Genomic DNA, 13,563 nt, shown 5'->3' with positions numbered 1-13,563 from the left:
CAGCAATGCGATGACCGGGGCATGCCTGACTGTCAGTCAGGTGCTGTCCATTCCCTGCTCTGCGGCACCATCATCTGTAGCACTGCTGCTGGTGACATCGGCGTTTGTCACACCGATTGTCACGAGGGGAATTGCCGCAAAGCCATGTGCGATCAGGGCTGCAGCAGTAGTAGAAGCGCCCCTCTCTTTTCTGGAAAAAGAGACGGGCGCAAGATTCGGCCAAGCGGATAGGTTGCTGCTGGACAGCGAAGTGCGGTGTACATGGCACACGAGGGCCATAAGTTTGGAGAGCATCCATCACTGGAACGTAACCGGGCGAGCGCCGGATGCTAATCGCTTTTGGAGGAACCTCCGCGGGGAGCGGCGTAACCTTTCCTTATTAGCGCTGGCCACCGCCGGATCCCGACGGAACGCCAAAACGAAAAAACCCGCCAAAAGGCGGGTTTTTCGGGAGTTACAGAGATGTTGAAAGCTTTCTCTGGAACCTAATATGGTGCCGGCACCAGGAATCGAACCCGGGACCTACTGATTACAAGTCAGTTGCTCTACCATCTGAGCTATACCGGCACAGGGGCGTCATTATAGCGATCAGTTTGCGTCTGTAAACTACTTCTGCAACATTCCTCGCGATGCCCGGTTTCAGCGGCTATCGCGGGGTGTTTTGTTACCAGCCGCGGTGCATGGTCGTGGCGCTGGGTTCGGCTTTGGTGGGGTCGAATATCAGCGGTTTGTAGCGGCAATCGTGCTTTTTACAGTGCTCTCGGCAGCCGTGCTTTTTCTTGCAGGTGTAGGCCGGGCCCGAGTAGCCCTTGTCGCCATAGATCTGCATCTGCGGGATTTCCCAGCCGGACATGGGGGTGTAGTCGCCGGTGGTGCAGCCGCTCAAGTAAAACGCGCACGCCAGCAGGAGGAAGGATCTGATAATAGCCACAGGCAATTCCGTTTGGTCGAAGTGTCAGTGTTTGTGTGTGTCGAGGTAGCGCTGGATGGCGTGGTGGTCGCGGCTGAAGTCCGGCCCGGGGAAGCTCTGGTTGCCGTACATCTGCATGGGCGGCACTTGCCAGCCGGACTCGGGTGGCGGGATTTGCCAGTCGGACATGAAGGTGCAGCCGCTCAGGTAAAACGCGGGCGCAAGCAGGGCGATGGATCTGATGATATCCACAGTCAATTCCGTTTAGTCGAGGCGTCAGTCTTTGTTGAGGATGCGCTGGATGGTGCCGCCGCAGGCCTGGTAGCAACTGTCGTAATCGTTGCCGCACGAGTAGCTCGAACCGCTGTTGAACGGGTAGCTGGGGTAGTAGCAGCTTTTGCGCGCTTCCTTTTTGCTCTTGCCGACCTGGCAATGCTGGTAGCTTCTGAGGTTGGCCTGGTACAGGGCCTGGTCGCTGTTTTCCTGCAGGCGCGCCATCTGTTTGCAGTGGTTGCGCTCCATCGAGCAGGAGTTGATGCAGTTCATGCCCGCCATGCTTGGCGGTGGGGAGTATCTATAGGTGTAGCTGGGGCCGCAGCCGCCGAGCAGGCCGACGGCCAGTAGCAGCGCGGCGCGCCACTTGAGTGAATTGCTCACGAGTTGCCAGTTCCTTGTTCATTCCTCGCTGAACTCCAGCAGGTCACCTGGCTGGCAGTTCAACGCGCGACAGAGCTTCTCGAGGGTTTCCATCTTGAAACCCTTGATCTTGCCGTTTTTCAGCAACGACAGGTTCGCCTCCGTAATACCGATAATCTCGGCCAGATCCTTGGAGCGGATCTTGTTCTTGGCCATGACTACATCGAGTCGAATAATTATCGGCATAGGGGCAAGCTAGACATAACAGTTGTGTTCATCGCTGATGGTTTTGGCGTCACGCATGAGGAGTGAGAAGGCGCACAGGAAGATGCCTTTCATGATCTCGTAAACCGCCTGGGATGATACACCGATCGATACACTGAAGCTTCTTTCGCCTTTGGGCAGGTCGATGGAGAACGCCAGGCCCTGCAAGGTGCCGATCATCGGCCAGACCATAGGCAAGCCGATGCAGAGCAAGCCCACCCACCAGAGCATCTTGATGTTCTGCGTCGTCCAGGTTTCGCCCCGGGACAAACGCAGGAAGAACAAGCCTGTCAGGTACAAGGCAAAGGCCGAGAGGCTGGCGGGGATCAGTTCCAGGCCGATCACCAGGCCCAGGGCCAGGTGCGAAGGCTGGTAGTCCGGGGCCAGCAGCAGCGGCATGTTTTCACCGAAGCTTTGCAGGTAGGCGCTTTGCACCTGGGCTTTTTCGAACACCCACAACAGTACGTTGCCGCCGAACTCGACGATCCCTGTACCCCAGGCGAGCACCGCGGCGAATGCACCGATCACTCGCAGACGCGATCTCGCGTAAGCCACTGTCTTACTGTTCATGGTTTCCCTCCGTGCTAGTTGAGCGGGGTGCATTATTTGTGAAAAATTATCGTATTACAATAATTAATTGTGATTTTGGTTGGGGTGCGGCGTTTTGACACGAGGGGAGTAGAGGAGTGTCAGGGGGCTGCGGGGCGGCTGCATCGCTGGCAAGGCCAGCTCCCACATGGGCCAATGTGCCACTACTGTGGGAGCCGGCCTTGCCGGCGATGGGGTGCGCAGCAGCCCCAGAATGGCCGGGTAATATAATTTACGAACCTTTCTGTAACCTTTAAGGGCTTTCACCTAAATACGGACTGAAAGACGCGAAAATTAATTAGCCATTTTCTATCGATTTGACTTTAACGATGCCTTGAGCTAATTTGTTGTCCATTATGTTGAACACTAAAGCGTTTCCGCTCTTCACCTCCCGCCTGGTTTCCCGTGAACGTCACTGGACCGGCGACCTCTAGCGCCTCCCCCGACAAACAGCCTCATTTCTCTTTTTGTCTGCAGCCGTCAGCGCGATTTCGCTCGGCTTGTGTCGCCCGTGGGAGGGCATCATGCGTTCCTGGATCTATCTGTTTATCGCCATCACCGCTGAGGTGATCGGCACCGCGTCGATGAAATTCGCCGCCAGTCATTTCCCCATTCTTGGCCACGGGTTGATGTACCTGATGATCGGCCTGTCGTACTTCTTCCTGGCGCTGGCGGTTAAGCGCGTACCAGTGGGCGTGGCCTACGCCCTGTGGGAAGGCATCGGCATCGTGCTGATTACCCTGATCAGCGTCACTTGGCTGGGCGAGAGCCTGGGCCTGCTCAAGGCCGCCGGCCTGGGTGTGATGATCGCCGGTATCCTGCTGATCAAGTCGGGTACCCGCGCCGCACCAGCCCCGCGCCACATGGAGGCGCTGCCATGCTGAGCATGAACTGGATTCCCTTCGCTTGGCTGGGCCTGGCGATCGTGCTGGAAGTGATCGCCAACCTGCTGCTCAAGTATTCCGACGGCTTTAAAAAGCGCGGCCTGGGCATCGCCTCGATTCTCTGCGTGCTGGCCGCCTTTACCGCGCTGGCGCAAGCTGTGCGAGATATCGAACTGTCGCTGGCCTATGCCATCTGGGGTGGCTTCGGCATCCTTGCCACTGTGGCCATGGGCTGGGCGTTGTTTGGTCAACGCCTGATGGGGCGTGGTTGGCTGGGGCTGGCGCTGTTGCTGGTGGGCATGAGCCTGTTGAAACTGGCTTGATTCAACGTGTTTAGCGCTATTCGCGCAAAGGCTTATGCACAAGGCGCATGCCAAGTCGATGGTCGTTGCATCGGAGCAATGCTCGCCGTTGGTCTTTGCGCAAATGGCTGTTTTTGCTGGCGATTAATCAGTGAGCAAAAAATGACCAGGCTGTAAAAACGCTTGGATCCATGAATTTGCAGGGGTCCTACGCAAAGTTGCGCACAGAGTTATCCACAGGCTGCGCGCCTTTATCGGCGTTCGGCCAACAGCAACAGATTGCGCGGGGTGAGAGGTTGTTCACAAAACACCCCGAGCTGTACCTCGTAGGACTGTTCCTGCAGGAACAGTGCGCGATCGAGCACCAGCCAAAGTTCCAGCGGGCGGCGGAACACATTGCGTAGTAACTCCAGGTTGCGCACCTGGGCCAGGCGCTGCCAGCCCGCAGCTTCCAGCGCGAGCCAATCAGGCTCGGCCTCTACCGGCAAGCTCTTGAGTGCTGCCAGGTCGAGGCAGTAGTCGGCATACGGCTTGTGCAGCCAGCTGACCGCCAGCGAAGGCGTCGGCAGGTACTCATCCACCCCACGCAGCTGACGTTGCCACAGATCGAAACCCAGGCGCCTGGCCATGGATTGATCGCGCTGGCGGCGAACGCGCGTTCCCGCAGTAACCGTTTCACTGAGCGGCAGGCCGAGGTCATCGATCGACAACTGCAAGCCAGACGCCTTGGCGGCGGTGGATAACGGTTGGTAGTGCGGCGCCTGGATGCGGTTGTAGCAGCAGGGCGCGATGGCCAGCTGGCGGCAGCCCCGAAGGCTGGCCAGCTGCATCAGGCGTACATGCAAATCACCGCAGGCATGCAGGGCCACTGCGGTGTGCTCGGCATTCAACTGCAATGGCGCATCATCGGCCAGTACATCCTGCAGGCGGTGCTCGGCGGGCAAGTGGTGATGCTGGCTGAGAGCGATTCCGGCGTCGACCAGCGCCGGGTCGTATTCCAGGCAGGTCAGTTGCTGGCTGTGCGGCTGCAGCAAGCGCCGGCCCAGATGGCCTTTGCCGGCGCACCAGTCCAGCCAGTGGCGTGGGCTGTGGATAAAGCCCAGGTGGCTGGCGAAAGCTTCGATCTGCTGCCATTTGCGCCCCGGTACATCGACGTTCAGGCGCTGGCTCGCCGAGGGCAGGGCCACGGTGGATAACTCGCCGATGGCAGACAGCTGTGCCGCCATACGCGCCAGTTGTGGCAAGGGCGCCGGTGCGTCCAGTTGCTCGGGATGATTGTGCGCCGCCTCCGCTTCGCTTAACGAGCGCTGGCGCAACCAGCCGGCAAGGGCTGGATACGAGGTTTCCCAAGGCAGCTCAAGCTGGGTGAAAGGCCGTGGCCGCCACAGTGCCTGGTGCTCGCGCAGAAAGCTGTCCAGCGCCTGGAAGCGGCTGAGCAGTTGGTCGCCGGAAAGAGGAAGGGCAGTGGTCATGAGCAGATACGAAAACGGGGCTGTGATCAGCCCCGTTATACAGGTTTATCGACCCTGGCAGGCGTCGACGCGCAGCCAGCGTTCCAGCTGTTTGAAGGCTTGAACCAGCAGGAAGGAAATCAGCAGGTAGAACAGGCCCGCAGCGAAAAAGATCTCCACTGGCAGGTAGGTCCGGGCGATGATGGTCCGCGCCATGCCGGTCAGCTCCAGCAGGGTGACGGTGCTCGCCAGGGCGCTGGCCTTGAGCATCAGGATCACTTCGTTGCTGTAGGCCGGCAGGCCGATGCGCGCTGCGCGTGGCAGCATGATGTAGATCATCGCCTTGGCCCGGGACATGCCCAGGGCCCGCGCCGCTTCAATCTCGCCGCGAGGGATGGCCTGCAACGCGCCACGCAGGATTTCTGCGATGTAAGCGGCAGTATGCAGGGTCATGGTCAGCACCGTGCACCAGAACGGGTCCCGCAGGTAGGGCCACAAGGCACTGTTTCGCACGGCATCGAACTGGGCAAGCCCGTAGTACACCAGGAACAACTGAACCAGCAGCGGTGTGCCACGGAAAAAGAAAATGTAACCGTACGGCAGGGCGCGCACGTACCAGTGTCGCGAGGAGCGGGCGATACCCAGTGGAATGGCGATGATCAGCCCGGCAATGACCGCGATGCTCACCAGTTCCAGGGTCAGCGTGGCGCCTTGGGCCAGGCGTGGCAACCACTTGATGATGACTTCCCAGTTCATTGATTGGCCCTCGCGAAGCCGCGACCGGCGCGTTTTTCCATGAAGTGCATGCCGGTCATGGCCAGGACCGTCAGGCCCAGGTAGATGATGGCGGCGACCATGTAGAAGGTGAACGGCTGCTTGCTCACGGTCACGGCGATTTGCGAGTGACGCATGATTTCTTCCAGGCCGATCACCGAGACCAGTGCGGTGTCTTTCATCAGGATCATGAACAGGTTGCCCAGGCCGGGCAGCGCGATCCGCCACATTTGCGGCAAGATCAGTTTGGAGAAGATTCGCCCTTTGGACAGGCCGAGCGCCAGGCCAGCTTCACGGTGACCCTTGGGAATGGCCAGGATTGCACCACGGAACACCTCCGTGGCATAGGCGCCGAAGCACAGGCCCAGGGCAATCACGCCTGCGGCAAAAGCATTGAGCTCCAGGCCGGGAATATTCAGGAGTTCGCCAAGCCGGTTCATCAGGCTGACGGTACCAAAGTAAATCAACAACACCCAGAGCAGTTCGGGCACGCCGCGAACTATCGTCGAGTAGAAGCCACCCAGCCATTGCAGGGGTTTGTACGGCGAGGTCTTGGCCAGGGCGCCAAGCAGCCCCAGGACCAGCCCCAGGCATAGGGCCGACAACGCGAGTTTGACGGTCATCAGCGTCCCGACAAACAGGGCCGGACCGAATCCGTAGAGATCAATATTCATGGGCAGGTTTGTTCAAGGGACCGGCATCGCCTCCAGGGCAATGCCGGTCGGGGCGAATCAATAGATGCTGAACGGGAAGTATTTGTTGTTGATCTTCTCGTAGGTGCCGTCGGCAACGATTTCTTTCAGTGCAGCGTTCAGCTTGTTGCGCAGTTCATTGTCACCTTTGCGCACAGCGATGCCGACCTTGTCGCTTTCGTTCACCGGCTCGCCTTTGAACTCGTAGTTTTGACCCGCTGCGGACTTGAGCCAGTCGTAGTTGGCGTACTTGTCGGCGAGGATGGCATCGACGCGGCCTGAAGTCAGGTCCAGGTAGGCGTTTTCCTGACCATCATAGAGGTTGACCTTGAACTCGCCGTCCATGCCGCCGTTGTCGTCCAGCCAGGTTGCGGCCTGGGTAGCACGCTGGGTGCCAATGGTCTTGCCTTTGAGTGAGGCGCGGTCGGTCTTGAAGTCGACGTTTTTCGGGGCGATGAACTGCTGCTTGTTCGAGTAGTACGGGTCGGTGAAGTCTACGGCCTGCTTGCGCTCGTCGGTGATCGACAGCGACGAGACGATGAAGTCGGACTTCTTCGCGTTCAGGGCGGGAATGATGCCGTCCCAGTCGGAGACCACGACTTCACACTCGACCTTCATCTTGGCGCACAGGGCGTCGCCGATGTCTTTGTCGAAGCCGACCACCTGGCCGCTGGCATCCTTGTTGTTGAACGGCGGGTAGGCCGCCTCAATGCCCATCTTCAGTTTCTCGGCAGCCATGGCATTGGCCGAGAACACCAGCGTGGCGGCAGCGGCCAGGAGGAATTTCTTATAGGTCTGCATGCGTGTTGCTCCGTTAGCGGTTGCTGGACATGAATTGTTTACAACGCGCCGAGGTCGGGTTTTCGAAAACCTGCTGCGGCGTTCCTTGCTCTTCGACCAGCCCCTGGTGCAGGAAGACGACTTCGCTGGACACCTGGCGGGCAAAGCCCATTTCGTGGGTAACCAGTAGCATGGTACGGCCTTCTTCGGCGAGGGCACGGATAACGTTGAGCACTTCCTGAACCATTTCCGGGTCCAGGGCCGAGGTCGGCTCATCGAACAGGATGACCTTGGGCTTCATTGCCAGGGTGCGGGCGATGGCCGCACGCTGTTGCTGACCTCCGGACAGTTCGGCCGGGTAGCTGTGACGCTTGTTGTGGATGCCGACCTTGTCCAGCAGCGCTTCGGCATGCTCGATGGCCTCGGCCTTGCTTTGGCCCAGCACCCGGCGCGGCGCCTCGATGATGTTGTCGAGGATGCTCATGTGCGGCCACAGGTTGAAGTTCTGGAAGACGAAGCCGATCTCGCTGCGCAGGCGATTGATCTGCTTGTTGTCGGCGGCCACCAGTTCGCCGTTTTTTGCCGCCTTGAGCTTGAGCTCTTCACCGGCCACCAGGATTTGGCCCTGGTGCGGGTTTTCCAGCAGGTTGATGCAGCGCAGCAGAGTGGACTTGCCGGAGCCGGAGGATCCCAGGATCGAGATCACATCGCCATCACGTGCGGTCAGCGAAATTCCCTTGAGGATTTCCTGGTCGCCGTAGCGTTTGTGCAGGTTGCGGATTTCCAGCGCGGGCGTGGCCTCAGCCATGTGCGGTCCTCATGTGTTCTGGTGCGCTCCTGCTGTTAGCGGCCTTCCTGGCGAGGCGCCAAGCTAGCATAGCGGTCCGAAGACAGCCAATAACGTCGGGAGAGGCAATCGGTTGCTGGGAGGGCGGGTGTCGCATCGCTGCAGTGGACTGTCGCGCAGATGTCCGCCTACCCTCGTTTCCAGGGCCGGAGCCTTGATGAAAAAAGGCGCGATGGTGCCAGTTTTGGCCGTTTCTGGGAAGTCGTTTCTGACCTTGTGCACAGGTTCGGGCCTTTATCTACGGTTCTGGTTGTACCTGAGGGTTGCGCCTTTTTGCTCGTAGGAAGTGCATGAGGTGTTACCGGTGACGGTTTGTGGTGCACCTGAGGCATTTGTAAGTGGGTATTTCAGTAATTGGCCCATTCCGTCGATTTATCAGGGGCTTTCGGTCAAGTCTTGGCCGAAAGGCCTGTAAGCCTTGTTAAACGGGGATGTGAGAATTTTCGAACGAACGGTCATCGGAATGGCGCGCTTATTGCCTTATCGATCGGCAACAGGAAGTAGCACTCTTTTTGAAGGGCGCGACTCGGTAGCAGGATCAAAACGCCATTTCTTGCAAAGGTAGTTTTATGAGCGGTACGCACAATTCCAACGACCTCGCTCAGGGGCTCAAACAACGGCATGTGACCATGCTGTCGATTGCCGGTGTCATCGGTGCCGGCCTGTTCGTTGGCTCCGGCCACGCCATCGCCGAGGCCGGCCCTGCGGTTTTGCTCGCCTATGCCGCCGCCGGGACCCTGGTGGTGCTGGTCATGCGCATGCTGGCGGAAATGGCCGTCGCCTCGCCAGACACCGGTTCGTTTTCGACTTACGCCGACAAGGCCATCGGCCACTGGGCCGGTTTTACCATCGGCTGGCTGTACTGGTGGTTCTGGGTGCTGGTGATCCCGCTGGAGGCCAACGCCGCCGCGACCATCCTGCATGCCTGGTTCCCCGATATCGGCATCTGGGTGTTCACCCTGGTCATCACCTTGCTGCTGACCGCGACCAACCTGTTCAGTGTGAAGAACTACGGTGAATTCGAGTTCTGGTTCGCCCTGCTCAAGGTGGTGGCGATCATCGGTTTCATCATTCTTGGCGTGGCCGCGATCTTCGGTCTGCTGCCCAATAGCCAGGTCAGCGGCGTCAGCCATCTGTTCGACACCCAGGGCTTCATGCCCAACGGCATGGGCGCGGTGCTGGCTGCGATGCTGACTACCATGTTCTCGTTCATGGGTACCGAGATCGTCACCATCGCCGCCGCCGAGTCGAAAGACCCGGGCAAGCAGATCACCAAGGCCACCAACTCGGTGATCTGGCGGATCTTCCTGTTCTACCTCGTGTCGATCTTCGTGGTCGTGGCCCTGGTGCCGTGGACCAATAGCGAACTGGCCGAAGTCGGTTCGTACCAGACCGTGCTCAACCTGATGGGCATCCCCAATGCCAAGCTGATCGTCGACATCGTCGTGTTGATCGCGGTGACCAGCTGCCTGAACTCGGCGCTGTATACCTCCTCGCGCATGCTCTTCTCCCTGAGCAAGCGTGGTGATGCCCCGGCCATGGCCCAGCGCACCACTTCCAGCGGTACCCCGTATGTGGCGGTGGTGCTGTCGACTGCGGCGGCGTTCCTCACGGTGATCGCCAACTACCTGGCGCCTGCCCAGGTGTTCGAGTTCCTGCTGGCAAGCTCCGGCGCCATTGCCTTGCTGGTGTACCTGGTGATTGCCGTGTCGCAACTGCGCATGCGCCGTCAGCGTATGCAGCGCGGTGAGAAGATTGCCTTCAAAATGTGGCTGTTCCCGGGGCTGACCTGGGCGACCATCGCCTTTATCGTCGGCATTCTGACCGTGATGCTGATCCGTCCGGATCATCGCATTGAAATCGTTGCCACCGGTTTGCTGTCCATCGCCGTGGTAGCCGCAGGGCTGCTGGTGGCGCGCAAGCGCAAGGCCGAGGCGGCCGGGCGGGCGGTGCTGAACAACTGATGTGCTGCGGGTGAAATGACAAAGGCCGCGATCTGTGAGGATTGCGGCCTTTTTGTTTCAGCAGGAAGTGGTGCGGTGTCCATGCCTCATCGCTGGCAAGCCAGCTCCCACAGGGACTGTGGTGGGAGCCGGTCTTGCCGGCGATGGGCTGCACGCCATTGAGGGGATCAGGAGCCACGCAAGCTGTCAGCCAAACTTCTTCTGCTGCTTGGACACTGCTTCGGAAGCTGCAATGTAGGCGTCCTGGAACTCATCGCTCTCGAGCCAGGCCATGGTCGTGGCTTCGTCGGCGCCGTCCAGCCATTTGCGGTAGGCGCTGAAGACCATGACGATGTAGTCGGTGGCGTGTTCTTCCTTGTGACCCTTGAGTACCAGGGCCAGCAGCGGGTCGACCAGGAATACCGAGATCAGCGCAACCAGGCCGTTGTCCTGGGCTTGCTTCATCTTGTCGAACAGGGCGCTGTAGCTGCCCGATTCCATGGCCTTGTTGAACACCTGCTCGACGCTGGCGCTGGAGCTTTCGCCCGAGCTCTTGACCGCCTGGCCGCTACGCACCATGCGGTTCTCGCGGGCCTTGTTGGCGGCGCGTTTGGCGCGTTTCTGTTGTTTGCTGCTGGAGGCCATCGGTGAACCCTTGTGCTGAACCGGAAAAATTCTGCGTATTGAATCGCAGTTGGCCGGGAAACCCAAGTACAGCCGACGGCCTGGGCCGAGATCAGGCCGGCTGGGCCAGCTCGCCGCGGTCTTCCTCTTCCAGCACGCGCGCGGCGCGGTCTACCAGCAGTGGGTCAGGCTGGTGGGCGACGCTCAGGTCCTTGCCGGGGTAATCCAGCGAGTGCAGGAAGTGGCGGATGCAGTTGATCCGCGCGCGCTTCTTGTCGTCGGACTTGATCACCGTCCACGGTGCGTCGGCGGTGTCGGTGTGGAAGAACATCGCTTCCTTGGCGGCGGTGTATTCGTCCCACTTGTCCTGCGACTTGATGTCGATCGGTGACAGCTTCCAGTGCTTGAGCGGGTCGTCACGGCGCGAGATGAAGCGGCGCAGCTGCTCTTCACGGTTCACCGAGAACCAGTACTTGAACAGCAGGATGCCGCTGTTGCACAGCATGCGTTCGAGCTCCGGCGCCTGGCGCATGAACTCCAGGTATTGCAGCGGCGAGCAGAAGTCCATGACCCGCTCGACCCCGGCACGGTTGTACCAGGAGCGGTCGAAGAAGACCATTTCACCCGCCGTGGGCAGGTGCTGGACGTAGCGCTGGAAGTACCACTGGCCTTTCTCCTGCTCGGAAGGCTTCTCCAGGGCGACGATTCGCGCGCCACGCGGGTTCAGGTGCTCCATGAAGCGCTTGATAGTGCCGCCCTTGCCGGCGGCGTCACGGCCTTCGAACAGCACGACGATGCGCTGGCCGGTTTCCTTGACCCAGCTTTGCACCTTGAGCAGTTCGATCTGCAGCTCATGCTTGGCCTTTTCGTACTCGGCGCGGCGCATGCGGTTGCGGTATGGGTAGCTGGCCGGCAATTTGGCCAAGGCGCTGTCTTCGTTGGAGCCGCGCGGTGCCGAGGCAACCTTCAGGGCTGCCGGTTGCTGGCTGATGGCGCTGATCTGCGCTTCGCCAGCGGCGCTTGCGGCAGGCTTGCGCGGGGTGCGCGGACGGCGTGGACGAGTGCTGGCAGCTTTGTGCGTCGGGCTTGGGCTGGTGCCTGCAGGTGTTTCGGCGGCGGGCGAGGGCAGGGGCAGGGCAGTGGATTCTTCGCTCATTATGGAGGCCTGTTGGTTCTTTCGAATGTCCTCAAGGCATCTTACGGTTGTCTGCCAAGGGCATATTGACGGTGGTCAACAGCCCTTGGCATAGCGCCATCAGTACCAGTATTTCGGGTAGCTGTTGGCCTGGCGCGCATTGTTCAGGCACCAGGCCACGGCGACGATCACCAGCGAGCCAGCAAGCACCGGGGTCACCACGAAGCTCAGCGGTGCATGGCTGGCGATCACCACCAGCGGGTTGGCCCCGGCAGGTGCGTGCAGGGTGCGGGTTTGCTGCATGGCGGCCAGCGCCAGGCCGACGGCCAGGGCTGCGCTCCACCAACTGTCACCCAGGGTATGCAGTACTGCCAGGCCCACCAGGGTGGCAATCACATGCCCGCCGATGATGTTGCGCGGCTGTGCCAGCGGCGAGTCGGGCATGCCGAAGGCCAGCACGCAGCTGGCGCCAAACGGTGCCATCAGCCACAAGGCGCCGGACACCTGGCTGAGCCAGCCGGTGGCGCCGATCGCCAGGGCCGCGCCAATCAGTGACAACAGGCTGAAGTGCAGGGAAGGGGCGGCAGGCGCCTTGGATTTGAGCGGCATGGGTACAGTCTCCGGGTGGGCGATTTGTGCCGAGGATACCGATCGGTTTACCTGCAAGTCAACCGATCGGTATACACTGTTGGCAACTGTCCAGATCGAAGGTGTGGCATGAGTACGTCCGAGAAAATCGCCGAGTCGGCCCTGCAGTTGTTCTACCGTCAGGGTTACCACGGCACCGGGGTCGAGCAACTGAGCCAGGAAGCCGGGGTAACCAAGAAAACCATGTACCGGCATTTCCCCAGCAAGGAACTGTTGATCGAAGCGGCGCTGCAGCGGCGTGACCAGGAATTCATGGCGCGCCTGGAAAGCGCTCTGACGGCCGTAGAGGCAAAAGCGCGGCCACTGGCCTATATCGACTTCATTGAAGCCTGGGCGCGCTCTGAAGGCTTCCACGGCTGTGCCTTCATCAACGCGTCAGCCGAGTATGCCGAGCCGCTTGAGCCGCCCCATGAGCTGGCCAGGCTGCACAAGCACAAGGTCATGGCGACGCTTGAGCGGGCTTGCCAGGCGGCGGGGTGCAAGCCGCTGGCGGCGCAGCAGCTGTTTCTGATGGGCGAGGGGTTGATCGTTGCGTCCCAGGTCAGCGGGCCGCAGGCGCCACTGTTCGAAGCGGCGCGCGGGATGGTGGCTGCGCTGGCCTAGCGCAACATCCCGCAGATCTGGTTGCCTTCGTAACCATGGATTATCGGCGCGAGGATCATCAACGGGCCGCACGCGTACATCGGCGAGCTGATGGTCTGTCTGGCGTTGAACAGGACGACCTGGTCGCCATCGATGTCGGGGCCGTAGGCCACTTCGCTGTAGGTCTTGCACACCGGCAATTGCAAGGGTATCGGCAGGACCACTGCCCAGAGTGTGACGCCGCACCATTCGCGGGTGACGTCGGATTTCTCTGATTTGCTGATCACTGGGGTGATGTTCTTCAGGCGCAGGATGCGATGGGCCGCGCTGGGGTAGGTTTGTTTTTCCGGCAACACGACGGTGGCGCCGACACAGCCGGTCAGGCTCAGAAGTATGGCGACGACAACGGCGATCGATTTCATCCCTGGCTCCGATGAGCTCGCGGCATTTCCGTGCGCGAGAAAGCCTGCGTTCGCTGATAAATCGCAGGCATGAAAAAAGCC

Annotated in this window: 18 protein-coding genes and 1 tRNA gene; 4 read left to right on the top strand and 15 right to left on the bottom strand. The window is 60.3% G+C overall.

Annotation, left to right across the window (positions count from 1 at the left end):
* Positions 1–491: 491 nt before the first annotated feature.
* The 6 genes from BV82_RS25250 to BV82_RS25225 form a co-directional block, all read right to left on the bottom strand.
* Positions 492–567: transfer RNA gene (locus tag BV82_RS25250), tRNA-Thr, on the bottom strand.
* Positions 568–664: 97 nt separating this feature from the next.
* Positions 665–931, bottom strand: a complete 267-nt coding sequence (locus BV82_RS25245) for a hypothetical protein (RefSeq protein ID WP_036994997.1) — start codon at positions 929–931, stop codon at positions 665–667.
* 24 nt (positions 932–955) lie between these two features.
* Complete coding sequence (locus BV82_RS25240) at positions 956–1,162, bottom strand: hypothetical protein (RefSeq protein ID WP_036994998.1); 207 nt, start codon at positions 1,160–1,162, stop codon at positions 956–958.
* A 24-nt stretch (positions 1,163–1,186) separates the two neighbouring features.
* On the bottom strand, positions 1,187–1,567 hold the full coding sequence (locus BV82_RS25235; protein WP_010221298.1) for a hypothetical protein: 381 nt from the start codon (positions 1,565–1,567) through the stop codon (positions 1,187–1,189).
* An 18-nt stretch (positions 1,568–1,585) separates the two neighbouring features.
* The gene (locus BV82_RS25230) at positions 1,586–1,792 is read right to left on the bottom strand and encodes a helix-turn-helix domain-containing protein (RefSeq protein ID WP_010221299.1); all 207 of its coding nucleotides are present in this window, start codon (positions 1,790–1,792) and stop codon (positions 1,586–1,588) included.
* Positions 1,793–1,801: 9 nt separating this feature from the next.
* Positions 1,802–2,380, bottom strand: a complete 579-nt coding sequence (locus tag BV82_RS25225; protein ID WP_036995000.1) for a hypothetical protein — start codon at positions 2,378–2,380, stop codon at positions 1,802–1,804.
* A gap of 542 nt (positions 2,381–2,922) precedes the next feature.
* Between BV82_RS25225 and BV82_RS25220 the strand changes: the two genes are divergently transcribed.
* Together BV82_RS25220 and mdtI are read left to right on the top strand one after the other, a co-directional pair.
* Entirely contained in the window at positions 2,923–3,282 is a 360-nt protein-coding gene (locus tag BV82_RS25220) for a multidrug/spermidine efflux SMR transporter subunit MdtJ (RefSeq protein ID WP_010221301.1), read from the top strand.
* Positions 3,276–3,605, top strand: a complete 330-nt coding sequence (gene mdtI, locus BV82_RS25215; protein ID WP_010221302.1) for a multidrug/spermidine efflux SMR transporter subunit MdtI — start codon at positions 3,276–3,278, stop codon at positions 3,603–3,605. The genes BV82_RS25220 and mdtI overlap by 7 nt, the downstream gene beginning before the upstream one ends.
* Before the next feature lie 230 nt (positions 3,606–3,835).
* Here the strand turns inward: mdtI and BV82_RS25210 are convergent, their stop codons facing one another.
* The 5 genes from BV82_RS25210 to BV82_RS25190 are packed head-to-tail and all read right to left on the bottom strand — an operon-like array spanning position 3,836 to position 8,089.
* Complete coding sequence (locus tag BV82_RS25210; RefSeq protein ID WP_010221303.1) at positions 3,836–5,056, bottom strand: methyltransferase; 1,221 nt, start codon at positions 5,054–5,056, stop codon at positions 3,836–3,838.
* A gap of 45 nt (positions 5,057–5,101) precedes the next feature.
* Entirely contained in the window at positions 5,102–5,791 is a 690-nt protein-coding gene (locus tag BV82_RS25205; RefSeq protein ID WP_010221304.1) for an ABC transporter permease, read from the bottom strand.
* Entirely contained in the window at positions 5,788–6,483 is a 696-nt protein-coding gene (locus BV82_RS25200) for an ABC transporter permease (RefSeq protein ID WP_010221305.1), read from the bottom strand. Before BV82_RS25200 ends, BV82_RS25205 begins: the two co-directional genes overlap by 4 nt.
* Before the next feature lie 57 nt (positions 6,484–6,540).
* Positions 6,541–7,302 (bottom strand): ABC transporter substrate-binding protein, encoded by a 762-nt coding sequence (locus tag BV82_RS25195; protein WP_010221306.1) that lies wholly within the window; start codon positions 7,300–7,302, stop codon positions 6,541–6,543.
* Between the two features lie 13 nt (positions 7,303–7,315).
* The gene (locus tag BV82_RS25190) at positions 7,316–8,089 is read right to left on the bottom strand and encodes an ABC transporter ATP-binding protein (protein ID WP_010221307.1); all 774 of its coding nucleotides are present in this window, start codon (positions 8,087–8,089) and stop codon (positions 7,316–7,318) included.
* 608 nt (positions 8,090–8,697) lie between these two features.
* On the opposite strand from BV82_RS25190, the gene gabP reads away from it, so the two are divergent.
* The gene (gabP, locus tag BV82_RS25185; RefSeq protein ID WP_010221308.1) at positions 8,698–10,092 is read left to right on the top strand and encodes a GABA permease; all 1,395 of its coding nucleotides are present in this window, start codon (positions 8,698–8,700) and stop codon (positions 10,090–10,092) included.
* 186 nt (positions 10,093–10,278) lie between these two features.
* Here gabP and BV82_RS25180 read toward each other — a convergent pair whose 3' ends face one another.
* The 3 genes from BV82_RS25180 to BV82_RS25170 all read right to left on the bottom strand — a co-directional run bounded on the left by BV82_RS25180 (position 10,279) and on the right by BV82_RS25170 (position 12,439).
* Positions 10,279–10,716 carry a hypothetical protein gene (locus BV82_RS25180; RefSeq protein ID WP_010221311.1) on the bottom strand — a complete coding sequence of 146 codons (438 nt, stop codon included), beginning with the start codon at positions 10,714–10,716 and terminating at the stop codon, positions 10,279–10,281.
* 91 nt (positions 10,717–10,807) lie between these two features.
* The gene (gene ppk2 / locus BV82_RS25175) at positions 10,808–11,851 is read right to left on the bottom strand and encodes a polyphosphate kinase 2 (protein WP_036995002.1); all 1,044 of its coding nucleotides are present in this window, start codon (positions 11,849–11,851) and stop codon (positions 10,808–10,810) included.
* Positions 11,852–11,950: 99 nt separating this feature from the next.
* The gene (locus tag BV82_RS25170; RefSeq protein WP_036995004.1) at positions 11,951–12,439 is read right to left on the bottom strand and encodes an HPP family protein; all 489 of its coding nucleotides are present in this window, start codon (positions 12,437–12,439) and stop codon (positions 11,951–11,953) included.
* A gap of 108 nt (positions 12,440–12,547) precedes the next feature.
* On the opposite strand from BV82_RS25170, the gene BV82_RS25165 reads away from it, so the two are divergent.
* Positions 12,548–13,081 carry a TetR/AcrR family transcriptional regulator gene (locus tag BV82_RS25165; RefSeq protein WP_036995005.1) on the top strand — a complete coding sequence of 178 codons (534 nt, stop codon included), beginning with the start codon at positions 12,548–12,550 and terminating at the stop codon, positions 13,079–13,081.
* Here the strand turns inward: BV82_RS25165 and BV82_RS25160 are convergent.
* On the bottom strand, positions 13,078–13,482 hold the full coding sequence (locus BV82_RS25160) for a hypothetical protein (RefSeq protein WP_010221315.1): 405 nt from the start codon (positions 13,480–13,482) through the stop codon (positions 13,078–13,080). The genes BV82_RS25165 and BV82_RS25160 overlap by 4 nt on opposite strands.
* Positions 13,483–13,563 lie beyond the last annotated feature (81 nt).

Source organism: Pseudomonas donghuensis (assembly GCF_000696345.2).
GTDB lineage: Bacteria > Pseudomonadota > Gammaproteobacteria > Pseudomonadales > Pseudomonadaceae > Aquipseudomonas > Aquipseudomonas donghuensis.
Note: the sequence above shows the minus strand (reverse complement) of the source record. Positions and strands in the feature narration are given on the sequence as shown.